This is a genomic window from Ornithinicoccus sp. (assembly GCF_057176825.1).
The window spans coordinates 3677756-3699991 of record NZ_CM169976.1 but is presented as its reverse complement, the minus strand read 5'-3'; the positions used below and the strand labels follow the sequence as shown (position 1 = coordinate 3699991).

Below are 22236 nucleotides of genomic sequence, written 5' to 3'. Positions count from 1 at the left end.
ACGACCTCAGCCGGCGGCCGGTCTCCCGGTGCACAGGCCCAGCCACCGGCCGTCGGGGTCGGCGATCTCGGCCCACCAGCCCATGTCGCCGCCCACCTCGGTGCGGGTGGTGAGGACCGACCCACCGGCAGCCTGCGCGGCCTCGAGGGTCGCCTCGAGGTCCGCGACGTTGATGTAGATCCGCACGGGGGAGGTGGTCGGGGTGTCCGGCTCGACGCGGTGGAGCCCGCCGATCAGGTCCTCGCCGCGCAGGATCCCCGCGTAGTTGTCGTCGTCGCCGAAGGAGGCGTAGCTCCAGCCCAGCACGGAGCTGTAGAACTCCTTCCCGGCGGCCAGGTCGCTGGTCGGGATCTCCCACCAGGTGACGGTGTTCAGGGGGGCGGGCGTGCTCTCGGTCATCCTGCTGCTCCTCCGGTTCGCGCCGGGCCCTGCGCCCGGTCACGGTGATGACGGCCGGGCCCTGCCGGAATCGACATGGTGCCGCGAGACTAGGACCGTGCCGACCCTCACCACCCCCAGACTCACGCTGCGCCGGTGGCAATCGACCGACCTTGCCGCGCACTTCGACATCTACTCGCGGTGGGAGGTCGCCCGCTTCCTGGGGAGTCGGCCCAGGGCGTTGACGTCGCCCGACGAGTCCCGACAGGCCCTGGACCGGCTGGCGTCGGATGATTCGCTCTACGGCGTCTGGGCGATCGTGCCGCACGGAGCGCAGAGCCCGGTCGGCTCGGTGCTGCTGAAGGTGTTGCCCGCCTCCGGCCCGGAGCCGTTGTCGCCGTCGGGCGACGTCGAGATCGGCTGGCACCTGCACCCCGACGCCCAGGGCCGGGGTTATGCCACGGAGGCGGCGGTCCGGGTCCTGGCGCACGGGTGGTCCGGTGGGTTGACGGAGATCCTGGCCGTCACCTACGCCGACAACGCCGCCTCGCAGGCCGTATGCCGACGGCTGGGGATGGAGCATCGTGGCACGACGGATCGGTACTACAACGTGGAGTGCGAGCTCTTCGGCATCAGGCGGGACGCACCACCATCGCCTCGATGACGTCCCCCAGGAGGTCCTGGGCCTGGTGGACCGACATCGGCTCGGGCCCCGGCGTGAGCAGGGCCAGGCAGAGCCCGTCCAGGTAGGTGGTGAGCACCGTGGTGTGAACGTCCAGGTCCTGGTGCCGCAGCCGGTCCTCCTCGGCGAGCACCGCGAGCCATCCCCGGACTCGGCGTCGCCCCAGCGCGGTGAGGCTGGTCAGCGCCCGGGCCCCCTGCTCCGTACGGTCCGGGCCCAGGGCCGCGGTGTACATGCCGAGCCACCCCAGGAGCGTGGCCACGTCCGTGTCCGCGGGGGGCAGGAACTGGACCAGGCACTCCAGGAGTCGTTCCGCGGCGGGGAGATCGGAGTCGGCGATCCGCAGATCGTCCACCTCCTCGTCGAATGCTGCCCCCACGACGGCGTCGAACAGCGCGTGCTGGGTGGGGAAGTAGTGCCGCAGCGTGCTGGCTCCGATCCCGGCGCGGGCCGCGGTGCTGCGCACGCTGAGTGCGTCCACCCCGCCCTCGGCCATGATGCTGCGCGCCGCCTGCACGATCTGCTCCCTACGGTCACCCACGGAAGGCACCTCCTCGTCGTCCTGGGCACACTGTACTAGCACGCCGTACTAGTACAGTGTGCTAACATCGAGGCATGATCGAGTCGCTCCAGGACTTCACCGCGTCCCTGCCCACCTGGCTGCAGTGGCTGGGGGTGATCGCCGCTGGGGCGATCCCGTTCGTCGAGTCCTACTTCGGGGCCGTGATCGGCGTGCTCGCCGGCCTCCCGCTGCCGGTCGCCATCGGGGCCGCGGTCGTCGGCAACGTCGTCTCCATGCTGGTGGTGGTCCTTGGGGCCCACGCGGTGCGCCGCAAGGTGAAGGGGGATGAGGAGCTGGCCCAGGAGTCCCCCCGGCGGCAGAAGCTGCGTCGGGCGTTCGACAGGTACGGCGTCGCGGGCGTCAGCCTGGTCGGGCAGACGATCCTGCCCAGCCAGATCACCTCGGGGGCGATGGTCTCCTTCGGCGCCTCCCGCAACGCGGTCATCGCCTGGCAGGTGGTCTCCATCATCCTGTGGGGCGTCGCCTTCGGTGTGCTGGCCTCCTACGGGGTGAACCTGCTGGGCTGAGTGCCCCGGGAGACCCAGTGTCCCGGGAGGCTCAGCCCAGCAGGGCCGCCTCGATGACCCCGGTGTTGGCGGCCCGCAGCTCCTGCGTCGGGACCCGGAACACGCCGTCCACGTGGAGGTCCGTGCCGCCGGTGTCCCCGAGCCGGACGACCGCCTGTCCCTGCTCGGCGCAGAGCAGGGCGAACGCCTCGGCGGCGTCGCCCGCCACGCTCACCAGGGCGCGTGCCGTGGACTCGCTGAAGAGCGCGGTGAAGTCGTCGACACCGTCCCGCTCGCGCAGGGCGGCCAGGGACACGGTGGCCCCGACGCCCTCCCGCAGCACGCCCTCGGCGAGGGCGACGGCCAGGCCGCCCTCGGAGAGGTCGTGGGCGGACTGGACCAGGCCGGCAGCCGAAGCCGCCAGCACGGTGTCGGCCAGCAGCTGCTCCGCGCCCAGGTCGACCGACGGCGGCAGCCCACCGAGGTGCCCGTGGGCCACCTCGGACCAGACCGAGCCGTCCAGCTCCTCACGGGTCGTGCCGAGCAGGAACAGCGCCTCTCCTGCCGCGTCCCAGCCGGAGCGGTTCCGGTCGGCCACGTCCTCCAGCACGCCCAGCACGGCCACGACCGGGGTCGGGTGGATGGCGACGTCGCCGGTCTGGTTGTAGAACGACACGTTGCCCCCGGTGACCGGGATGCCCAGCTCCACGCACCCGTCGGCCAGGCCCGTGACGGCCTGGCTGAACTGCCACATCACGCCCGGGTCCTCGGGGGAGCCGAAGTTCAGGCAGTCCGACACGGCCAGCGGTCGGCCCCCGGCGACCGCGACGTTGCGGTAGGCCTCCGCGAGCGCGAGCTGCGCCCCCGCATACGGGTCGAGTTTGGCGAAGCGCCCGTTGCAGTCGGTGGAGATGGCGACCCCGCGCCCGCTCTCCTCGTCGACCCGGACCACCCCGGCGTCGTCCGGCATCGCCTGGGCGGTGTTGCCGCGCACATACCGGTCGTACTGCTGGGTGACCCACGTGGTGTCGGCGACGTTGGGGTGGGCCAGGACGGCGAGCAGGGCGTCCCGCAGTCCGTCGCCGTCGCCGTCGCCGTCGCCGTCGCCCGGACGGGCCAACCCCGCCGCGCCGTCGGCCTGGAGCTCGTCCAGGTAGGCGGGCCGCGCCAGCGGGCGCTCATAGACGGGCCCGTCGTGGGCCACCGACCGGGGCGGCACGTCCACGATGAGGTCCTCGCCCCAGTAGACCTCCAGGTTCGTGCCGTCGGTCACCTCGCCCACCACGGTGGCCTCGACGTCCCACCGGTCGGCGATCGCCATGAACTCCTCGAGCCGGGCGGGCTCGACGACGGCCATCATCCGCTCCTGGGACTCCGACATCAGGATCTCCTCGGGGCGCAGCGAGGAGTCGCGCAGCGGCACCGTGTCCAGCTGCACCCGCATCCCGCCGTCACCGTTGGAGGCCAGCTCACTGGTGGCACAGCTCAGCCCGGCACCGCCCAGGTCCTGGATCCCGACCACGACACCCGCGGCATACAGGTCCAGGCAGCACTCGATGAGCACCTTCTCGGCGAACGGGTCGCCCACCTGCACGGCCGGGCGCTTGCTGGGGCCCCCGTCGTCGAAGGTCTCCGAGGCCAGCACGGAGACACCGCCGATGCCGTCGCCGCCGGTCTTGGCGCCAAACAGGATGACGAGGTTGCCGACCCCCGAGGCCTTCGCCAGGTGGATGTCCTCGACCCGCATGGAGCCGACGGACAGCGCGTTGACCAGCGGGTTGCCCTGGTAGCAGGCGTCGAAGGCGACCTCGCCGCCGATGTTGGGCAGGCCGAGGCAGTTGCCGTAGCCGCCGATGCCGGCGACCACGCCGGGCAGCACCCGGGCCGTGTCGGGGTGGTCCAGCGCGCCGAAGCGCAGCGGGTCCATGACCGCGATCGGGCGGGCGCCCATGCTCATGATGTCGCGCACGATGCCGCCGACGCCGGTCGCCGCACCCTGGTAGGGCTCGACGTAACTGGGGTGGTTGTGGCTCTCGATCTTGAAGGTGACCGCCCAGCCGTCGCCGATGTCGACGACGCCGGCGTTCTCCCCGATGCCGACCAACAGGTGCTCGCGCATCGCCTCGGTGGTCTTCTCGCCGAACTGGCGCAGGTGCACCTTGGAGGACTTGTACGAGCAGTGCTCGGACCACATCACCGAGTACATCGCCAGCTCGGCGCTGGTCGGGCGGCGCCCGAGGATGTCGCGGATCCGGGCGTACTCGTCCTCCTTCAGCCCGAGCTCGACCCAGGGCTGCACCGCGTGCGGGTCCGCCACCGCGTCGGCGACGGTGTCCGGGTGGTATGCCGTGGGCTGGGTGGTGCTCACGCGTTCACCACCTGGCGCAGCACGGAGGTGAAGAACCCCAGCCCGTCCAGGGAGGGCCCGAATCCCGGCTCGACCGCGTGCTCGGGGTGCGGCATCAGACCGACCACGTTGCCGCGGGCGTTGCTCACGCCGGCGATGTCCCGGAACGACCCGTTCGGGTTGCCCTCCAGGTAGCGGGCCACGACCCGGCCCTCACCCTCGAGCTCGTCCAACGTGGCCTCGTCGGCGACGTAGCCACCCTCGCCGTTCTTCAACGCCACGACGATCTCCTGGTCCTGCTCGTAGTCGGCGGTCCAGGCCGTGTCGGTGCGCTCGATCCGCAGCCGCTGGTCGCGACAGACGAACTGCTGGTGGTCGTTGCGGACCAGGGCGCCCGGCAGCAGGTGGGACTCGCACAGCACCTGGAACCCGTTGCAGATCCCCAGCACGGGCAGGCCGCCACGCGCAGCCGGAATCACCTCGTCCATGACGGGCGCGAACCGGGCGATAGCCCCGCAGCGCAGGTAGTCGCCGTAGGAGAAGCCGCCCGGCAGCACCACCGCCTCGACCCCCCGGAGGTCGGCGTCGCCGTGCCACAGCTGCACCGGCTCGCCGCCGGCCAACCGCACCGCACGTTGGGCATCGTGATCGTCCAGCGACCCGGGGAAGGTGACGACCCCGACCCTCACCGGTCACTCTCCTGCGCCCGGACCGATTCGACGTCCTGCTGCGCCCGGACCGATTCGACGTCCTGTTGCGCCCGGACCGATTCGACGTCCTGCTGCGCCCGGACCGACACCACGTCCTCGATCACCGGGTTGCTCAGCAACGTCTCCGCCGCCTCACGGGCCGCGGCGAGCACCTCCTCGGTCACGGGGCCGTCCACGGTGAGCGTGAACCGCTTGCCCTGGCGCACGTCACGGAACCGGCCGAGGCCGAGACGGTCGAGGGCACCTGCGACGGCCTGGCCCTGGGGGTCGAGGATCTCCTGCTTCGGCATGACGTCGACGATCACGGTGCCCACGGGGCGCTCCTGAAGGGGTGTTGGGATCGGTCAGCCGATTGTATGCGGGGTGAACGGCCGCCCAGTCAGGGCCTCGTAGGCCTCGACGTAGCGGGCCCGGGTGAGTCGCACGACCTCCTCCGGGAGCGGGGGAGGAGCCTGCCCGGAGGAACGGTCCCAGCCGCTCTCGGCCGAGGTCAGCCAGTCCCGCAGGACCTGCTTGTCGTAGGACGTCTGGGTCTGCCCGGGGGCCCACTCCGCGGCCCGCCAGAACCGGGACGAGTCGGGCGTGAGAACCTCGTCGGCCAGCACCACCTGCACCGCCTCCGGGTCGAGGGAGGCCCAGTCGACCTCCCCGTCCGGATCGGTCCCGACCGCGGCAGGATCCACCCCGAACTCGACCTTCGTGTCGGCGATCAGGATCCCGCGCTGCGCCGCGATCTCGTTGCCGCGGGACAGGATCGCCACCGTCAGGTCGCGGACCCGCTCGGCCAGTGCAGGCCCCAGCTGGGTGACGACCTCCTGGTAGGTCATCGGCAGGTCGTGCTCGCCCACCGCCGCCTTGGTGGTGGGGGTGAACACCGGCTCCGGCAACCGTGAGCCGTCCTCCAGCCCTGGCGGCAGGGTCACGCCGCTCACGGCGCCACCGGACCGGTACTCGGCCAGCCCACCGCCGGTCAGGTACGCCCGCGCGATGCACTCGACCGGAAGCATCCGCAACCGGCGCACGTACAGCGCGCGTCCGGCGACGGCAGCGGGCACGTCGGCCGAGAGGACGTGGTTGTCGACGAGATCCGCGAGCTGGTCGAACCACCACAGCGACAGCTGGGTCAGGACCGCTCCCTTGTCCGGGATCGGGCTGTCGATGACGTAGTCGTAGGCCGAGATCCGGTCCGAGGCGACCAGCAGCAACCGTGTCTCGTCGGCGAGCCCGGTCTGCGGGTCCAGCGGCGCGAACAACTCGCGCACCTTGCCGGAGTAGACGGGGACGTGCCCGGCCAGCTCGCCGGGGAGCCCGTCCCCACCGGCGGTCACGACCACACCTCGCCGCGGACGGCCCGGTCGGCGATGTCCCGGCGATGCTGACCGCCGGGGAACCCGATCAGCTGCACCCCGGCATACGCCCTGTCCCGCGCGGCCGCCAGGTCGGCGCCCACACCGACCACGGACAGCACCCGGCCGCCGGAGGCGACCAGTCCCTCTGCCGTGCCCTTGGTGCCGGCGTGCAGCAGGTGCACGTCCTCAAGCTCGGCGGCTTCCTCCAACCCGCTGAGCGGGGCACCGGTGACCGGGGTCTGTGGGTAGCCCTCGGCCGCCAGGACGACGGTGACGGCGGCCTGGTCGTGCCACTGCGGTGCGGGCATCTCCTCGAGCCGTCCCTCGGCCGCGGCGAGCAGCAGCTGGCCCAGGGGGGTGCGCAGCCGGGCCAGCACCACCTGGGTCTCGGGGTCGCCGAACCGGGCGTTGAACTCCACCACCCGCGGCCCCCGGCCGGTGAGCGCCAGCCCGACGTAGAGCACGCCCGCGAACGGGGTGCCGCGACGTCGCATCTCGGCGACTGTGGGGCGTGCGATCCGCTCGAGGACGTCGTCCTCCAGGTCGTCGGGCGCCCAGGGCAGGGGGCTGTAGGCGCCCATGCCCCCGGTGTTCGGGCCGGTGTCCCCGTCGCCGATGCGTTTGAAGTCCTGTGCGGGCGCCAGAGCCACGACGGAGGTGCCGTCGGTGATGCAGAACAGCGAGACCTCGGGGCCGTCCAGGAACTCCTCCACCACGAGCCTGCCGTCCGGCTTGGCCAGGCACGCGGCGGCGTGCGCGGCGGCCTCCGCCCGGTCCTCGGTGACCACCACGCCCTTGCCGGCGGCCAGACCGTCGTCCTTGACGACGTAGGGGGCGCCGGTGGCGTCCAGCGCCTGCGCGACCTCGTCCTCGGTCGTGCACACATAGGCCAGCGCCGTGGGCACCCCCGCCGCGGCCATGACCTGCTTGGCGAACGCCTTGCTCCCCTCCAGCTGCGCGGCCGCGGCGGAGGGCCCGAAGCAGGGGATGCCGGCCTCGCGGACTGCGTCGGCCACCCCGGCCACCAGCGGCGCCTCGGGCCCCACGACCACCAGGTCCGCCTCGACCTCGACCGCGAGCGCCGCCATGGCCGCCGGGTCGGAGATCGACCCGCAGTCCGGCAGGCACCGGGCGATCAGGTCGATGCCCGGGTTCCCGGGGGCGGCGAGCACCGCGTCGACCTCGTGGTCGGCCGCCAGCGCTCGGACGATGGCGTGCTCGCGGGCACCGGAGCCGATCACCAAGACCTTCACGGGGGGCCACGATAGTCGGCTCGCCCGCCGAGCAGCCCGATCGGGTCGGGCGCAGGAAGTCGGGAGCACAACCAGGGGAAAGCACAGACCCGGGAAAAGGTTCGTGGCCCTCCTGGGAGGCAGGGGGGGTGATCTCCCAGGAGGGCCACGATGCGTGGGGCAGGGTCAGTTGGTGGGGGGGATACCAACGACTCTCACGTCCCCGCGCCGGCCGAAGCCGTAGACACACCATGACATGTCGGGGGCGTGGCTGTCATCTTGAGGGGGTGGCGGCTTATAGTCATTGTCGGCAACCCGTCAACTTGTGTGCTCGGGTTTGACACCAGGAGGCAGCCGATGACCCGGTTCGCGGACATGCATGGCACGGAGATGGAGGACTTCCTCTCCCGGATGTACCTCGCGATGATCCGGTTGGGCTCACCGACCCAGGAGGGGCTGGAGGCGGAGGGCTATCACCCCGAGGACGTGGCCCGCGCGGGGAAGGCCCTGGCCGGGCGCGGCCTGGTCACCGAGGCGGGGCCCGACCGGTGGGAGGTGCAGCCGCCGGAGCTGGCACTGCCCCGCCTGGCCGCGCAGATGGAGGCCAGGGCGCGTTTCTCGCGCTCCTTCGCCTCCGAGCTCGGCACCATCTGGCGGCAGAACCGGGAGGGTGCCTTCGACCCCGAGTCCGGGTTGGGTGGCATCGACGGGCTGACCACCCCGCACGACGCCGCGGCCGGCATCCGTTCCCTGGAGGGGATGGCCACCCGGGAGCTGAAGATGCTGGTCGCCGACAGCCCGGCCGCACGGACCTGGCTGGCCGGGGTCGCCGCCGACCAGGAGAACAGCGACCGGTCGGTGAACAGCGTGGCGATCGTGGTGGACCGCAACCTGCTCGGCGAGCCGCAGTTCCTGGCCGAGCTGGAGCGCCAGTCGGCGGAGGGTGCCCAGGTGAAGGTGATGGGGGCGGTTCCGTTCGGTGTGGTGATCGCCGATGGCGTCACCGCGATGGTCGACCTCAGCCTGCACGACGAGCACGGCGGTGGCTCGTTCCTGATCCGCCGGTCCTCGGTGGTGAAGGGTTTGGCCGCCCTCGTCGAGGTCGGCGTGACCAGGGGGGTGCCGCTCAAGCCGCGTGCGGGCGAGCAGGGCCGACGCAAGGAACTGCCGCTGGGCGACCGGGACGTGCGCATCCTGGGTCTCCTGGCCTCGGGCGCGACCGACCAGATGATCGCGCGCAGCATCGGCGTCTCCACCCGGACGGTGGAGCGGCGCATCCGCTACCTGATGGAGCACCTCGGGGGAAGCACCCGGTTCCAGGCGGGCGTGCAGGCCGCGCGGCGCGGCTGGTTCTGAGCCCTCCCCGGACCGGGTAAAGTTCTCTGACCCCGTTGTGCCACCCCGTGACCGAGGCCTGCAGGGCTGAAGGGAAGGTGCTGGTGACCGCCGCAACCCACGACACCGTCGCCGCCGAGATCGCGCGCGAGCAGGCGCACGTCGACCGTGTCTACGCCGAGCTCGCCAAGGCCGCTGCCCGGGTGGAGCTGGTGCACGCCGAGGGCATGGCCCGCGGTCAGACCGATCGCCGCGGCACCGGGGACCCCCGCGAGGAGGAACTGGCGGGGCTGTTCGAGCGGGACGCACTGGTCTACAGCGCCTCTAAGCGGCGGGCCTCGCTGGAGCATCAGCACGAGGGTCTCGTCTTCGGCCGGCTCGACCTGGATCACGGGTCTGGCAACGGTCACGAGCCGGAGCGGGAGGTGCGCTACGTCGGCCGCCTCGGGGTGCGCGACGACGACTACGAGCCGCTGGTGATCGACTGGCGCGCCCCGGCGGCCGCCCCGTTCTACCGGGCCACGCCGGCCGACCCGCAGGGCGTGATCCGGCGCCGGGTGCTGCGCTGCCGCGGCGAGGAGGTCATCGGGGTCGAGGACGACCTGATGGTCCCCGATGCCCCGGACGACGTCGTGGTGGTCGGGGACGGCGCCCTCATCGCGGCGCTGACCCGCAGCCGCGGCGAGCGGATGCGCGACATCGTGGCGACCATCCAGCAGCACCAGGACGAGGCGATCCGGGCCAGGGCCGCGGGGGTCACCACGATCACCGGCGGACCCGGGACGGGCAAGACCGTCGTCGCGCTGCACCGCGCCGCCTATCTGCTGTATGCCGACCGTCGCCGCTACGAGTCCGGCGGGGTCCTCGTGTTGGGCCCGTCCGCCGCCTACACCGCCTACATCGAACGGGTGCTGCCCAGCCTGGGCGAGGACACGGTCACGCTGCGTTCGGTCGGTGACCTGCTGGGTGGGGTCACCGCGACCCGCTTCGACACCCCGGAGGCTGCGGCGCTCAAGGGGTCCCTGCGGATCCGCAGCGTGCTGGGGCGGGCTGCCCGGGAGACGATCCCGGGCGCACCGGAGGTGTTGCGGGTCTTCGTCGCCGGTCACGCCGTCCGCCTCGATGCCCGACAGCTCGCCGGGGTGCGCCGGCAGGTGCTGCGCCACCACCAGCGCAACAACTCCTGGGACGCGGCGCTGTCCGCACTGGCGGAGACGGCCTGGGCCCAGGTGCGGCAGGGGGAGCGGGAGGAGTTCCTGGACCGCTTCACCGACTCCGGCGACGTGGAGGCCTTCGCCCGGCAATGGTGGCGGCCCGTCGACCCCCGGGAGGTGCTGCTCTGGCTGTCCGACCCTGCCACGGTCCGCCGGCTGTCCCGCGGCGTGCTGTCCGAGGAGGAGGCCCAGGCCCTCGCGGACTCGCTGGAGCTCGCCACCACGACCGGAGAGTGGAGCGTGGCGGACGTCGCCCTGCTCGACGACCTGGCGGCCCGCCTGGGCCCCGTCGTGGACCTGCCCACCGAGGAACGCGGCTTCTACGAGATCGACGAGCTGGACGACGTCTCCCAGTACGGCGTCTCCGCCATCCGCCTCGGGCGCGACGAGACGGGGAGGTCCCTGGCCGCGCCCGGGGAGGAGACGGCATACGAACGGGTCATCCACGACCCCCGGGAACGGCTCATGGCCGGCCGGATCAGCGCCGGGGACGAGTACGCCCACGTGCTGGTCGACGAGGCGCAGGATCTGTCGCCGATGCAGTGGCGGATGGTGGGGCGGCGCGGCCGCTGGGCCTCCTGGACGGTGGTCGGCGACGACGCGCAGAGCTCCTGGCCCGATCTGGCCGAGGCGGCGCAGGCGCGGGACGAGGCCTTTGGTCGGGCGCCGCGGCGGGCGTTCCACATGAGCACCAACTACCGCAATGCACGCGAGATCTTCGACTACGCGGCCCGGCTGATCCGGCGGTACGTCCCGGACGCCGACATCCCCGACGCCGTGCGGGACACGGGTGTCGACCCGGTGGAACGGGTGGCGCCACGGGCGGACCTGCCCGCTGAGGTCGCGGCCGCGGTGGCCGAGCTCGCCGCCCAGGTGGACGGCTCCGTCGCGGTGATCACGCCGGAGCAGTGGCGTGGGGAGCTGGCGGATCTCCAGGGCAGCCAGGACGGGCGGGTGCTGGTCATCGACCCGCTGTCCACCAAGGGGCTGGAGTACGACGCGACCGTGGTGGTCGACCCGGACGAGATCGTGCGGACCGCGCCGGGCGGGGCCCGCATCCTGTATGTCGTGCTGACGCGGGCCGCGCACCGGATGCACGTGGTCTCCCCGGGCTGAGGGCTTGCCGGTGGACAGCGGCTGGGACCCGTCGGTGCAGGCGGTTAAGGTCGGTTCGTGACCACAGCGCTGTACCGCCGCTACCGCCCGGAGACCTTCGCCGACGTCATCGGTCAGGAGCACGTCACCGAGCCCCTGATGCAGGCGCTGCGCAGCAGCCGGGTCAACCACGCCTACCTGTTCAGCGGCCCCCGCGGGTGCGGCAAGACGACCAGCGCCCGCATCCTGGCGCGTTGTCTGAACTGTGACCAGGGCCCGACGCCCGACCCGTGCGGGACCTGCGAGTCCTGCCTCGCCCTGGCGCGGGGCGGCCCGGGGTCGGTCGACGTCATCGAGATCGACGCGGCGAGCCACGGCGGCGTCGACGATGCCCGTGACCTGCGCGAACGTGCCGCGTTCGGCCCGGCCCAATCGCGCTACAAGGTCTACATCATCGACGAGGCCCACATGGTCACGCCGCACGGCTTCAACGCCCTGCTGAAGGTGGTCGAGGAGCCCCCGGAGCACGTCAAGTTCATCTTCGCCACGACCGAGCCGGAGAAGGTCCTCTCCACGATCCGGTCGCGCACCCACCACTACCCGTTCCACCTCGTGCCGCCGCAGCGTCTGACGGCCTACCTGGAGGAGCTGTGTCAGGCCGAGGGGGTCACCCTGGAGCCGGGGGTGCTCTCCTTCGTGACCAGGGCCGGTGGCGGATCGGTCCGGGACTCGCTGTCGGTGCTGGACCAATTGATGGCGGGCGCCGGGGAGGAGGGGCTTACCTATGAGCGGACCGCCGCACTGCTCGGCTTCACCGACGTGGAGCTGCTGGATGCGGTGGTGGATGCCGTCGCGGCGTCCGACGGAGCCAGCGTGTTCACCCAGGTCAACAAGGTGATGGAGTCCGGCCACGACCCCCGCCGGTTCGTCGAGGACCTGTTGGAGCGCTACCGCGACCTGATCGTGGTGGCCGCCGTCGGGGAGCGCACCGGGGGGTTGCTCCGCGGGCTGCCGGAGGACCAGGTGGCCCGGCTGCGGCAGCAGGCGGGGGCCTACGGACCCTCCGCGCTGACCCGCAGCGCCGAGGTGGTCAGCCGCGGGCTCTCGGAGATGACGGGTGCGGTCTCCTCCCGGATGCACCTGGAGCTGATCTGCGCCCGGCTGCTGCTGCCCGCGGCCGACGGCGAGGACGGCCACGCCGCCCGGTTGGACCGCATCGAGCGGCGCCTCGCAGCGGGCTCTGCGGCCCCGGCGACCGCGCCGCCGACGCCGCCCGCGACGCCTCAGCAGAAGCCGTCCCCGACAGTCCCTCAGCCGACGGCACCTCCGCAGCGAGCGCAGGAGGCACAACCCCAGCCCGAACCGGAGACGCCCGAGCCGACACGAGCCCCGCCGCCGGCCGCGGAGCCGTCACCCCAGCAGGCAGCCCCTGAGCAGGCAGCCCCTGAGCAGGCAGCCCCCGAGCAAGCGGCGCCGGCGGCCAGCGCGGCCCGGGCGCCGGGGTCACTCGACACGGACGCCGTGCGCCGCGCCTGGCCCGAAGTGCTCGACCGGATCAAGGAGATCCGCAAGGTCACGTGGACCTTCGTCTCGGTGAACAGCCGCGTCCTCGACTTCGACGGCCAGCGACTCCTGCTCGGCATCGGCACGGCGGGCCTGGCCAACACCTTCAGCCAGGGGCACCATGCCGAGGTGGTCCGGCAGGCCCTGATCGAGGCGATTGGGCTGGACACCCGAGTCGAGGGCGTCCCGATGGACGACGGCGGACCCGGCGGCTCCCGGGGTGGGCCTGGTGCTGGCCCCGAGAGCGGCAGCCCTGCTGGCGATACCCCTGATGGTGGTGGCGCCGCGGGTGGCAGCAACGGGTCGGGAGCGGCGGGACCGGAGCCCACTGTCGCCGAACAGCTCGGCGCTCCCGGCGGGCGGCGGGCTCCCCGGGCAGCGCAGGGCGGCGAGCAACCCGACTGGGCATCCCGGGCGGATACCGCGTCGGCACCGGCCTGGGCGACGCAGGCCCCGGAGGGCGGCTCCCAGGAGGCGCCGACAGACGGTGCGGCCACCGACTCGGCTGCGGCGGCGGACGGCCCGGGGAACTTTGCTGCACCTGGGGCAACACCAAACTTCCCCAGGGGCGAGGGCAACGCGGCCTCGGGTGCCCCGTCGGGTCCTGACGCACCATCAGGTCACGCCCCATCAGGTCCCGACGCCCCGGCAGGCTCCGACGCACCGGCGAAGACGCCCGGCGGTGACGTGCCGGACGACGATGATGAAGACTTGGAGACCTCCGGCGCCGTAGGGCAGCCGGTGGTCGAGTCCGTGCTCGGTGGCACCGTGATCGCGGTCGACGAGGACTACTCCCGATAGGAGGTCAGGATGCTCTATCGCCTGCTGCATGTCGTCGCCCGTCCGACCGCGCTGGCCCTGTGGCGTCCCGAGGTGGTGGGCGCCGACCGGGTGCCGCTGGAGGGCCCGGTCATCCTGGCCAGCAACCACCTTTCCTTCGCCGACAGCGTCGTCATCCCACTCACGGCGCCGCGTCAGGTGTCCTTCCTGGCCAAGGCCGACTACTTCACCGGCACCGGTCCCAAGGGGTGGGTGAGCCGGACCTGGTTCAACGCCATCGGCAGCATCCCGGTCGACCGGGACAACACCCGGGCCGCGCAGGAGTCGCTGGACCTGGCGCTGGAGCACCTGAAGGGGGGCGGCGCCTTCGGGATCTATCCGGAGGGCACCCGGTCCCGGGACCGGCGGCTCTACAAGGGCCGCACCGGCGTGGCCTGGCTGGCACTCACGGCCGGCTGCCCCGTCGTCCCGGTCGCGCTCACCGGCACCGACCAGATCCAACCGGTCGGCTCCCGGCTGCCGCGGATCACGAAGTTCCGGGTCGAGTTCGGCACCCCGATCGACTTCACCGGCAGGTTCGACGGGGTCCCGGCGGGACGCGCCCGCCGGGAGGCGACCGACGAGATCATGGCCGCGATCCACGCCATGTCCGGCCAGGAGCTCGCGGGCGAATACAACCAGCGCTCCGGCCACACGGCCGTCTGAGCGGCACCGTGACGAGCCCGGAACCCACCTGGCCGGTGGTGCTGTTCGACTTCGACGGCACCCTGGGCGACACCATCCCGCTCATCGTCAACTCCTTCCACCACGCGCTGCAGGAGGTCGTCGGCGTCTCGGTCCCCGAGCCGGTCATCCGCTCCTGGATCGGGCGCTCGCTGGCTGCGGTGTTCGACGAGGAGTTCCCGCGCCACGCCGAGGACCTCATCACCGTCTACCGGTCCTGGAACCTGGCCAACCACGACGACCAGATCCGGCAGGTCGAGGGCATCCGGCCCCTCGTGGACAGCCTCGCCGGCGCCGGGGTGCGCCAGGGCGTGGTCTCCTCCAAAAGAGCCGAGACGGTGCAGCTCGGGCTACGGGCCCTGGGCCTGGACTCCCTGCCGGTCCTCGCCGGTGCGGAGCACACGACCGTGCACAAGCCCGCGCCGGACCCCCTGCTGTATGCCGTGGGCCGGCTGGGCGTCGACCCTGCGGACTGCGTCTACGTCGGTGATGCGGTGGTCGATCTGCAGGCCGCCGCTGCGGCCGGGATGGCCGCGGTCGGGGTGACCTGGGGCGCCGGTGAGTCCGCGGCCCTGCAGGCGGAGCGGCCGTCGGCGGTGGTGCACGACGTCGCGGGCCTGCGAGAGGTGCTCCTGGCGGGCTGATCGGCCGATCGCCAGCCCCGTCCCGGGTGCGTCGTTCGTGCGAACGCGACCTGACGGCATACAGTCGGTTCATTGTGTATGAAGGTGTGGTCCAGGACCTGATCGACGAGCTCGGCCGGCTGCCCGGCGTCGGGCCCAAGAGCGCGCAACGCATCGCCTTCCACCTGCTCAGCGCCGACCCCGATGAGGTCGACCGGTTGGCCCGTGCGCTGGCGGAGGTCAAGGACAAGGTGCGCTTCTGCACCGTCTGCGGCAACGTCGCGGAGGCCGAGCAGTGCCGGATCTGCCTGGACCCGCGGCGCGACCAGGGCCTGATCTGCGTGGTCGAGGAGGCCAAGGACGTCGTCGCGATCGAGCGGACCCGGGAGTTCCGGGGGCGCTACCACGTGCTGGGCGGCGCGATCAGCCCGATCGAGGGCATCGGGCCGGACGACCTGCGCGTCAAGGAGCTGATGACCCGGCTGGCGGACGGCACGGTCACCGAGATCATCATCGCGACCGACCCGAACCTGGAGGGGGAGGCGACCGCGACCTACCTGGTCCGGCTGCTCCGGCCGATGGGGTTGCAGATCAGCAGGCTAGCCAGCGGGCTGCCGGTGGGTGGAGACTTGGAGTATGCCGACGAGGTCACCCTGGGGCGTGCCTTCGAGGGGAGACGGCTGATCGAGGCCTGAGGCGCAGCCGGCGCCGCGGGCACTGCGGAGGAGATGGACGAGATGACCGACTCTGGCGGGGGCGCTGGCGCCCAGACCGACACCGCGGTGACCGAGTTGGGCGCCGACACGGGGCTGGAGGTGCAGCGGTACCTCGCCACGATCCGGGAGGTCGCCGCCGGGCACAACGCCGACACTGCACTCCCGGTGCTGCTGCTGGCCGTGTCCCAGGTCCAGCTGGCCGGGGCCCGTCTCGGCGCGATGGTCGACGTGGTCCCGCAGGAACGTTTCGAGCCGGACCCGGGGCCCGACACGGACGTGGAGGCGGTGCGCACCGGGCTGCGCCAGATGCTGGGCGGGCTGGACGAGTATGTCGACCTGGAGGACCCGGTGCTGTCCGGTGAGGTGGTGCGCGGGTCGTTGGCCGACGACCTGACCACGATCGCCGCCGACCTGGACTACGGCTGGGGGCACTTCAGCGACGGCCGCATCGTCGAGGCGCTGTGGTGGTGGCAGTTCAGCTACCTCTCGGCCTGGGGTGAGCGGTGTGCCGCGGCCCTCCGGGTGCTGCACGGGCTGCTGTCCCACGTGCGGCTGGACGCCGACGAGGAGCTGGTGATGGAGGCCGAGCTGGCGGCGCTGCACGCCGACCCCGAGGCCCAGCAGGTCGGCGTCACGTCCGGGGAGCGCGACTGAGGTCAGGGGGAGGCGGACTCCACCGGGTCGTCGTGCTTGCGTGACTCCAGGGCAGCGCGCACCAGCAGGCCGGCAGTGAGCACCAGGCCGGCGATCAGTGCCCACGTCGAGTCGGCGATGAAGATGCAGACCATGGCGACCAGGGTGGGGACCAGGTAGGTGAAGGCCTGCACGACGTAGCCGCCGAAGGAGGGCATCTTGACGCCCATGCTGTCGGCGACCGCCTTGACCATGAAGTTGGGGCCGTTGCCGATGTAGGTGATCGCCCCGCAGAAGACCGCGCCGAGGCTGATCGCGACCAGGTAGGGCTCGTAGACGCCTGACACCGCGGGCTCCCCACCGAGCTCGCGGGCCATCTCGAAGAACGTCACGTAGGTGGGTGCGTTGTCCAGCACGGAGGACAGGCCCCCGGTGAAGATGAAGAAGGTCACCTCGTTCAGCGGCAGGTTGGGCGCGATCTGGGCGAGGTACTTCAGGGCCGGGATCATGGTCAGGAAGATCCCGATGAAGATGGCGGCCACTTCCAGGATGGGGCCCCACTTGAACCGGTTGTCGACGAACCGTGCCACCTTGTCGCCGGTCGTGAACGACACCGTCGCCACCGTGAGCATGATGATCTCGCGCAGCGGCACGAAGTCCATGAAGGCGGCGTGCCCCTCCTCGATGGAGTGGATGTCGACAGAGGGGGCGAACGCCACGGCGCAGACGATCATCGCCAGGTAGATGAAGTTGATCCGCCCCTTGACGCCCAGCGGCGTGACCTTGCTGGTGTCCAGCGCCACGTCCTCCGGCTTCTCCTGGGCGTAGTACTTCTTGTCCAGCGCGTAGTAGGTCACCAGCAGGATGAGGTTGACGAAGAGCCACATCGGCAGCAGCCCGAAGGTCCAGGTGAACGGGACGCCGCGCAGGAACCCCAGGAACAGCGGAGGGTCGCCGAGGGGGGTGAGCAGACCTCCGCAGTTGGCCACGATGAAGATGCAGAACAGCACCGTGTGGGTGCGGAACTTGCGCTCGGCGTTGGTGTTGAGCAGCGGGCGGATCAGCAGCATGGCCGCCCCGGTCGTGCCGATGAAGGAGGCGATGGCGCCGCCGAAGGCGAGGAACAGGGTGTTGTTGCGCGGGTTGGCCTGGATGTCGCCCTTGAGGAAGATCCCGCCGGAGACGACGAAGAGGGCGAGCAGGAGGGTGATGAACTGGGCGTACTCGATGAGCGCGTGCACCACCGCCGAGGAATCGCCCCCGATGATGAACCAGAGCGCCACGGGCACCCCGAGGGTGAGGGCGATCAGCAGTTGGACCCGCTGCTTCTCCCAATACTCCGCGGTCGCATCGATCAGCGGTAGGACCGCGATGCACAGGAGCATGGTGACGAACGGCAGGATGCTCCACCACTGAACTTCCATTGTTCACCCTCCATCGTGTTGATCAGCAGCCACACGATAGTCCTGGGCGCGACCGGGGACAGTGGCCCCGCCCACACAAGACGAATGGCCTGAACCCACAAGTCGTGGGTTCAGGCCATTCCGATGTCGTGTGACATCACCTGGTCGGGGTGACAGGATTTGAACCTGCGACCTCTTCGTCCCGAACGAAGCGCGCTACCAAGCTGCGCCACACCCCGGTGACCGCGTGCCGTGCGGCACGCAGCGACGGCAAGAATAGCCCACGGTCGGTCCGCTCAACGAATCCGGGTCGGCCGGGCCGGGGGTGGGGTCAGCGCAACGTCAGCAACGTCGCCTCGGGGCGGCAGGCGAGCCGGAACGGCGAGGTCGGGGCGGCGCCCAGTCCGGCGGACACGTGCAGGTAGGCGGCGCCCTCGGGGCCCGTGGCCCGGGGCCCGGCCGACCCGGCGCCGGGCCACCACCGGGACAACCCCTTGGCCCGGCCTGTGTCCAGGTCACAGTTCGTCACCAGGGCCCCGTGGCCCGGCACGCAGACCTGGCCGCCGTGGGTGTGCCCGGCGAGCAGCAGCCGCGCCCCGTCGGCGGCCATCGGGTCCAGGATCCGCTGGTAGGGCGCGTGGGTGACGCCGATCGTCAGATCCGCCGCCGGGTCAGCCGGCGCGGCGACCGCGGGGTAGTCGTCATAGCCCAGGTGCGGGTCGTCCACCCCCACGAACTCCAGCTCGAGACCGCCCACGGACAGCCTGGTGCGGGCGTTGCCGACGTCCGCCCACCCGGCGGCGGTGAACCCGTCGACCAGGTCCTGGGTGGGCAGGCGCAGCGGCGTCAGCTTCTCCCCGCGCGCGTGGCTGTCGTTGAAGTAGCGCAGCGGGTTCTTGTACGTCGGCGGGAAGTAGTCGTTGGAGCCCAGGACGAAGACGCCGGGTATGTCGAGCAGGTCCCGGTAGGCGTCCAGCACGGCCGGGACCGCGTCCATGGCGGCCAGGTTGTCGCCGGTGGTCACCACCAGGTCGGGCCGGAGCGCGGCCAGGCCCCGCACCCACTCGCTCCGATACCGCTGACGGGGCACCAGGTGCAGGTCGGACAGGTGCAGCACGCGCAACGGCCGGGACCCGGGGGGCAGCACGGGCACCTCGAAGCGGCGCAGCGCGAAGGCCCGCGGCTCGACCAGGGTGCTCCAGGCGAGCACGCCCAGCCCCGCGCCCACGCCGGCGCCGAGCACGGTGGCGCCCACACGACATACCGGATGCATGCCCCGACGATGCCACAGCCGTGCCCACCGGCCGTGCACCAGGGCAGCCCGGTGAGAGGATGACGCCATGACCGAACCCAGCACCGGCCTCAAGGCCACCCTCCAGCAGGACCTGCAGGACGCGATCAGGGCCCAGGACAAGGTCCGCTCGGCCACGCTGCGGATGGCGCTCACGGCCGTCGCCACCGCCGAGGTCTCCGGCACGCAGTCCCGGGTGCTGTCCGACGAGGACGTGCTCGCCGTGCTCACCAAGGAGGGCAAGAAGCGGCGTGAGGCCGCGGCTGCCTACACCGAGGCGGGGCGTGCCGAGCTGGCGGCCCAGGAGGAGGCGGAGCTGGCCGTGCTGGAGACCTACCTGCCGGCGCAGCTGGACGACGCCGCGCTGGACCAGCTGGCGGCCGAGGCGGTCGCGGAGGTGGGAGCGAGCGGCATGGCGCAGATGGGCCAGGTGATGAAGGTGCTGCAGCCCCGGGTCGCCGGACAGGCCGAGGGTGGCCGGGTCGCCGGCGCGGTCAAGCGGGCGCTGTTGGGCTGACCGGGACGAGCCCTCGGGGCGGGTCAGTCGTTGGTGCCGAACCTCGAGTCGTCATCATCGTCGTCCCCGTCATCATCGTCTCCGCCGCCGTCGTCTCCGCCGTCGTCGTCATCGTCACCACCGCCGCCACCGGGCGGGTTGTTGCTCGGGGGCGGGGCGCTCCAGCCGCCGGAGACCATGACCCGCACGGTCGAGCCCGACTTGGCGGTGCTGCCGGCGTTCGGTGAGGTGCTCACGACGGTGCCGACCGGCTGGCTGGAGGAGACCCGCACCTCCTCGGTGCCGAACCCGGCCTCGCCGAGCTCGTAGATGGCCTCCTCGAGGGTCATGCCGGTCACCGACGGCACCTGCTTGTCCTCGCCGTTGAGCATGGTGTCGGACGGCCTGTCGAACTCCTTGACCTCCGCGTCCTCCAGGCCGCGCTCCATCAGCTGCTTCCACATCGGCGCGGCCAGCTTGGAGCCATAGAGCCACCCGTCGACCTTGTGGTCGCCCAGCTGCAGGTCCTTCAGGTCACCGGAGTACTTCTCGTAGGGCGAGCCGATCCACACCGCGGCGGACAGCTGCGGGGTGAACCCGGCGAACCAGGTGTGCTTGCTCTCGTCGGAGGTGCCGGTCTTGCCGGCGGCCGGACGGTCTCCGTCGAGCGCACCGCGCCATCCGGAGCCGTTCAGGTCGAGCACCTCGGTCATCAGCTCTGCGGTGCCCGCCGCGACGTCGGGGTCGATGACCTGCTCGCACTCGGTCTCGGCGAGCGGGATCTCGTCGCCGTTGGCATCCTCGATCTTCAGCACCGGCACCGGCGGGCAGTAGAGACCCCCGGCGGCGATCGTGGCGTAGGAGTTCGCCACCGTCAGCGGGCTGGCGTTGTCCGCGCCCAGCACGAAGGTGGGCGGCACGCCCGCGCCGCCGGCGCCGTACTCGTCGCCGTCGGAGGAGTAGAGCCCCATGGCGGCCATGGTGTCGCGGATGTCGCAGGTGCCGACCTGGGAGGCCAGGGTGGCGAACGCGGTGTTGACCGAGAGCCCGGTGGCCTTGCGCAGGCTGATCACCCGGTCGTGGTTGGCGTCCTCGGCGTTGCGCACCGCCCACTCCGACTGACCCAGGGTGCAGCCCTCCTGGAAGTCCTCCGGGGTGAAGATCCCCGCCGGGTGGGTGTTCCCGACCGGCCTGGACCCCGGCTCGTCCGGGTTGCGCCAGTTGCCGTCGTTGTCGACCTGGACGGCCTGGCGGACCGAGATGTTGCTCTCGATCGGCACGTCCTTCTCGAGCGCCTCCACGATCGTGTAGGCCTTGGCGACCGAGCCGATCTGGAAGCCCTCGCTGCCGCCGTAGGCGTAGTCCACGCTCCAATTCACCGAGGTCCTGGAGATCCGGTCGCTGGACTCGTCGATGTCGTAGACCGAGCTCTGCCCGAAGGCCAGCACGTGACCGGTGCCCGGCTCGACCATGGCGGCCGCGGAGGCGAGGCGGTAGTCGTTGCCGCGCGGCGTGTAGTCCTTCGTGACGTTGCGGACGTAGGTGGACAGGTCCGGGTCCAGCGTCGTGGTGACGGTGAGCCCGCCCGTGGTGAGCAGCGTCTCCCGCTCCTCCCGGGTGGCGCCCAGCGCGTCGTTCTGGAGCAGCCACTCGGTCACGTAGTCGCAGAAGTAGGGGTGCGACGAGCTCATGCAGGACCGCTGGCTCTGGTGGACGTCGAGCTCCAACTCGCTGTCACGGGACTTGCGCCAGGCCTCCTCGGAGATCATCTCCTGCTCGTACATCTTGTCCAGCACGACGTTGCGGCGGGCGACGGCGGCCTCGGGGTTGTTCACCGGGTCGGTGACGCCCGGCGCGCGGACGACGCCGGCCAGGGTGGCGGACTGGAGCAGGGTCAGCTCCTTGGCCTTCACCCCGAAATAGTGCTGTGCGGCGGCCTCCACCCCGTAGGCGTTGTCACCGTAGTAGGCGAGGTTCAGGTAGCCCTCGAGGATCTCGTCCTTGGTCAGCCGCTGCTCGAGGGTGACGGCGTACTTGAGCTCGCGCAGTTTGCGGACATACCCCTCCATGCCGCTACGGGCGGCGAGCGCCTGCATCGCCTCGGAGTCCTCGTTGCGGCGGGCCTCCTCCATCTGCATCAGCTTGACGTACTGCTGGGTGAGGGTGGAGCCACCCTGGGTGGTGTCGGACGTGGCGTTGGAGGCCAGGGCCCGCGCCAGCCCCTGGGGGTCCAGCCCGCCGTGGGAGTAGAACCGCTCGTCCTCGATGGCGACCTGCGCGTTGCGCATGTGCTGGGAGATGTCCTCCAGGCCGACGATGATGCGGTTCTCCTGCGCCGGGTTGGAGATTAGCGACCCGTCGGAGGCCTGGATCCGGGACTGCTGCGCCAGCGGCTGGCGCTGGAGGTCACCGGGGAGCTCCTCGAACATGCCCACGCCCTCGCGCGCGGCGGTGCCCGTGGCACCGACGACCGGCAGCATCAGACCGGCGCCGATCAGACCCATGAGGACGGCGATGGCCACGAACGCCCCCAGGAGTGAGGTGATCTTGGCCAGGGATGTAGCGAGGCGCATGGTTACCACAGTAACCGGTGACCCT

20 protein-coding genes and 1 tRNA gene are annotated in these 22236 nt (G+C 71.6%); 10 read left to right on the top strand and 11 right to left on the bottom strand.

Annotated features, from left to right (window positions below; translation table 11 throughout):
• Positions 1 to 6: 6 nt before the first annotated feature.
• On the bottom strand, positions 7 to 399 hold the full coding sequence (locus AC1QRC_RS18395; protein WP_484204675.1) for a VOC family protein: 393 nt from the start codon (positions 397 to 399) through the stop codon (positions 7 to 9).
• Positions 400 to 496: 97 nt separating this feature from the next.
• On the opposite strand from AC1QRC_RS18395, the gene AC1QRC_RS18390 reads away from it, so the two are divergent.
• A complete protein-coding gene (locus tag AC1QRC_RS18390) occupies positions 497 to 1042 on the top strand; it encodes a GNAT family N-acetyltransferase (RefSeq protein ID WP_484204674.1) in 546 nt (181 codons plus the stop codon).
• On the opposite strand, the gene AC1QRC_RS18385 is transcribed toward AC1QRC_RS18390, so the two are convergent.
• On the bottom strand, positions 1011 to 1601 hold the full coding sequence (locus AC1QRC_RS18385) for a TetR/AcrR family transcriptional regulator (RefSeq protein ID WP_484204673.1): 591 nt from the start codon (positions 1599 to 1601) through the stop codon (positions 1011 to 1013). The two genes, AC1QRC_RS18390 and AC1QRC_RS18385, sit on opposite strands and share 32 nt — an antisense overlap.
• A 74-nt stretch (positions 1602 to 1675) precedes the next feature.
• On the opposite strand from AC1QRC_RS18385, the gene AC1QRC_RS18380 reads away from it, so the two are divergent.
• The gene (locus tag AC1QRC_RS18380) at positions 1676 to 2149 is read left to right on the top strand and encodes a hypothetical protein (protein WP_484204672.1); all 474 of its coding nucleotides are present in this window, start codon (positions 1676 to 1678) and stop codon (positions 2147 to 2149) included.
• Between the two features lie 31 nt (positions 2150 to 2180).
• On the opposite strand, the gene purL is transcribed toward AC1QRC_RS18380, so the two are convergent.
• From purL to purD, 5 genes are read right to left on the bottom strand one after another with little or no spacing between them, the layout of a single operon-like run.
• Positions 2181 to 4496: a phosphoribosylformylglycinamidine synthase subunit PurL gene (gene purL / locus AC1QRC_RS18375; RefSeq protein ID WP_484204671.1), complete on the bottom strand. Its 2316-nt coding sequence runs from the start codon at positions 4494 to 4496 to the stop codon at positions 2181 to 2183.
• Positions 4493 to 5164: a phosphoribosylformylglycinamidine synthase subunit PurQ gene (gene purQ / locus AC1QRC_RS18370; RefSeq protein ID WP_484204670.1), complete on the bottom strand. Its 672-nt coding sequence runs from the start codon at positions 5162 to 5164 to the stop codon at positions 4493 to 4495. Before purQ ends, purL begins: the two co-directional genes overlap by 4 nt.
• The gene (gene purS, locus AC1QRC_RS18365; RefSeq protein WP_484206692.1) at positions 5161 to 5475 is read right to left on the bottom strand and encodes a phosphoribosylformylglycinamidine synthase subunit PurS; all 315 of its coding nucleotides are present in this window, start codon (positions 5473 to 5475) and stop codon (positions 5161 to 5163) included. Before purS ends, purQ begins: the two co-directional genes overlap by 4 nt.
• Positions 5476 to 5529: 54 nt before the next feature.
• Complete coding sequence (locus tag AC1QRC_RS18360) at positions 5530 to 6513, bottom strand: phosphoribosylaminoimidazolesuccinocarboxamide synthase (protein ID WP_484204669.1); 984 nt, start codon at positions 6511 to 6513, stop codon at positions 5530 to 5532.
• The gene (gene purD / locus AC1QRC_RS18355; RefSeq protein ID WP_484204668.1) at positions 6510 to 7787 is read right to left on the bottom strand and encodes a phosphoribosylamine--glycine ligase; all 1278 of its coding nucleotides are present in this window, start codon (positions 7785 to 7787) and stop codon (positions 6510 to 6512) included. The genes AC1QRC_RS18360 and purD overlap by 4 nt, the downstream gene beginning before the upstream one ends.
• A 336-nt stretch (positions 7788 to 8123) precedes the next feature.
• Here purD and AC1QRC_RS18350 point away from each other — a divergent pair, with 336 nt between their 5' ends.
• The 7 genes from AC1QRC_RS18350 (at position 8124) to AC1QRC_RS18320 (ending at position 16469) form a co-directional block, all read left to right on the top strand.
• Positions 8124 to 9122: a helix-turn-helix transcriptional regulator gene (locus AC1QRC_RS18350; protein WP_484204667.1), complete on the top strand. Its 999-nt coding sequence runs from the start codon at positions 8124 to 8126 to the stop codon at positions 9120 to 9122.
• Between the two features lie 80 nt (positions 9123 to 9202).
• A complete protein-coding gene (locus tag AC1QRC_RS18345) occupies positions 9203 to 11431 on the top strand; it encodes a HelD family protein (protein ID WP_484206691.1) in 2229 nt (742 codons plus the stop codon).
• A gap of 57 nt (positions 11432 to 11488) precedes the next feature.
• On the top strand, positions 11489 to 13774 hold the full coding sequence (locus tag AC1QRC_RS18340) for a DNA polymerase III subunit gamma and tau (RefSeq protein ID WP_484204666.1): 2286 nt from the start codon (positions 11489 to 11491) through the stop codon (positions 13772 to 13774).
• Positions 13775 to 13783: 9 nt separating this feature from the next.
• Complete coding sequence (locus tag AC1QRC_RS18335; RefSeq protein ID WP_484204665.1) at positions 13784 to 14458, top strand: lysophospholipid acyltransferase family protein; 675 nt, start codon at positions 13784 to 13786, stop codon at positions 14456 to 14458.
• Between the two features lie 8 nt (positions 14459 to 14466).
• The gene (locus AC1QRC_RS18330) at positions 14467 to 15120 is read left to right on the top strand and encodes an HAD family hydrolase (RefSeq protein ID WP_484204664.1); all 654 of its coding nucleotides are present in this window, start codon (positions 14467 to 14469) and stop codon (positions 15118 to 15120) included.
• A gap of 74 nt (positions 15121 to 15194) precedes the next feature.
• Positions 15195 to 15794, top strand: a complete 600-nt coding sequence (gene recR, locus AC1QRC_RS18325; RefSeq protein WP_484204663.1) for a recombination mediator RecR — start codon at positions 15195 to 15197, stop codon at positions 15792 to 15794.
• Between the two features lie 42 nt (positions 15795 to 15836).
• Positions 15837 to 16469 (top strand): DUF5063 domain-containing protein, encoded by a 633-nt coding sequence (locus AC1QRC_RS18320; RefSeq protein ID WP_484204662.1) that lies wholly within the window; start codon positions 15837 to 15839, stop codon positions 16467 to 16469.
• Between the two features lie 2 nt (positions 16470 to 16471).
• On the opposite strand, the gene AC1QRC_RS18315 is transcribed toward AC1QRC_RS18320, so the two are convergent.
• From AC1QRC_RS18315 to AC1QRC_RS18305, 3 genes are all read right to left on the bottom strand, one after another.
• On the bottom strand, positions 16472 to 17872 hold the full coding sequence (locus AC1QRC_RS18315) for a sodium:proton antiporter (protein WP_484204661.1): 1401 nt from the start codon (positions 17870 to 17872) through the stop codon (positions 16472 to 16474).
• A gap of 141 nt (positions 17873 to 18013) precedes the next feature.
• A tRNA-Pro gene (locus AC1QRC_RS18310) sits at positions 18014 to 18090 on the bottom strand.
• Positions 18091 to 18182: 92 nt separating this feature from the next.
• On the bottom strand, positions 18183 to 19124 hold the full coding sequence (locus tag AC1QRC_RS18305) for a metallophosphoesterase (protein ID WP_484206690.1): 942 nt from the start codon (positions 19122 to 19124) through the stop codon (positions 18183 to 18185).
• Between the two features lie 67 nt (positions 19125 to 19191).
• Here AC1QRC_RS18305 and AC1QRC_RS18300 point away from each other — a divergent pair, with 67 nt between their 5' ends.
• Complete coding sequence (locus tag AC1QRC_RS18300) at positions 19192 to 19659, top strand: GatB/YqeY domain-containing protein (protein WP_484204660.1); 468 nt, start codon at positions 19192 to 19194, stop codon at positions 19657 to 19659.
• Positions 19660 to 19682: 23 nt separating this feature from the next.
• Here the strand turns inward: AC1QRC_RS18300 and AC1QRC_RS18295 are convergent, their stop codons facing one another.
• Positions 19683 to 22211: a penicillin-binding protein gene (locus tag AC1QRC_RS18295; RefSeq protein WP_484204659.1), complete on the bottom strand. Its 2529-nt coding sequence runs from the start codon at positions 22209 to 22211 to the stop codon at positions 19683 to 19685.
• Between the last annotated feature and the right edge of the window lie 25 nt (positions 22212 to 22236).

What these genes read in the sequence shown, in the direction of transcription:
- AC1QRC_RS18395 (WP_484204675.1), bottom strand. Translation starts at nt 399, where the DNA reads ATGACCGAGAGCACGCCCGCCCCCCTGAACACCGTCACCTGGTGGGAG.
- AC1QRC_RS18380 (WP_484204672.1), top strand. Translation starts at nt 1,676, where the DNA reads ATGATCGAGTCGCTCCAGGACTTCACCGCGTCCCTGCCCACCTGGCTG.
- purS (WP_484206692.1), bottom strand. Translation starts at nt 5,475, where the DNA reads ATGCCGAAGCAGGAGATCCTCGACCCCCAGGGCCAGGCCGTCGCAGGT.
- AC1QRC_RS18350 (WP_484204667.1), top strand. Translation starts at nt 8,124, where the DNA reads ATGACCCGGTTCGCGGACATGCATGGCACGGAGATGGAGGACTTCCTC.
- AC1QRC_RS18335 (WP_484204665.1), top strand. Translation starts at nt 13,784, where the DNA reads ATGCTCTATCGCCTGCTGCATGTCGTCGCCCGTCCGACCGCGCTGGCC.
- AC1QRC_RS18320 (WP_484204662.1), top strand. Translation starts at nt 15,837, where the DNA reads ATGACCGACTCTGGCGGGGGCGCTGGCGCCCAGACCGACACCGCGGTG.
- AC1QRC_RS18315 (WP_484204661.1), bottom strand. Translation starts at nt 17,872, where the DNA reads ATGGAAGTTCAGTGGTGGAGCATCCTGCCGTTCGTCACCATGCTCCTG.
- AC1QRC_RS18305 (WP_484206690.1), bottom strand. Translation starts at nt 19,124, where the DNA reads ATGCATCCGGTATGTCGTGTGGGCGCCACCGTGCTCGGCGCCGGCGTG.
- AC1QRC_RS18300 (WP_484204660.1), top strand. Translation starts at nt 19,192, where the DNA reads ATGACCGAACCCAGCACCGGCCTCAAGGCCACCCTCCAGCAGGACCTG.
- AC1QRC_RS18295 (WP_484204659.1), bottom strand. Translation starts at nt 22,211, where the DNA reads ATGCGCCTCGCTACATCCCTGGCCAAGATCACCTCACTCCTGGGGGCG.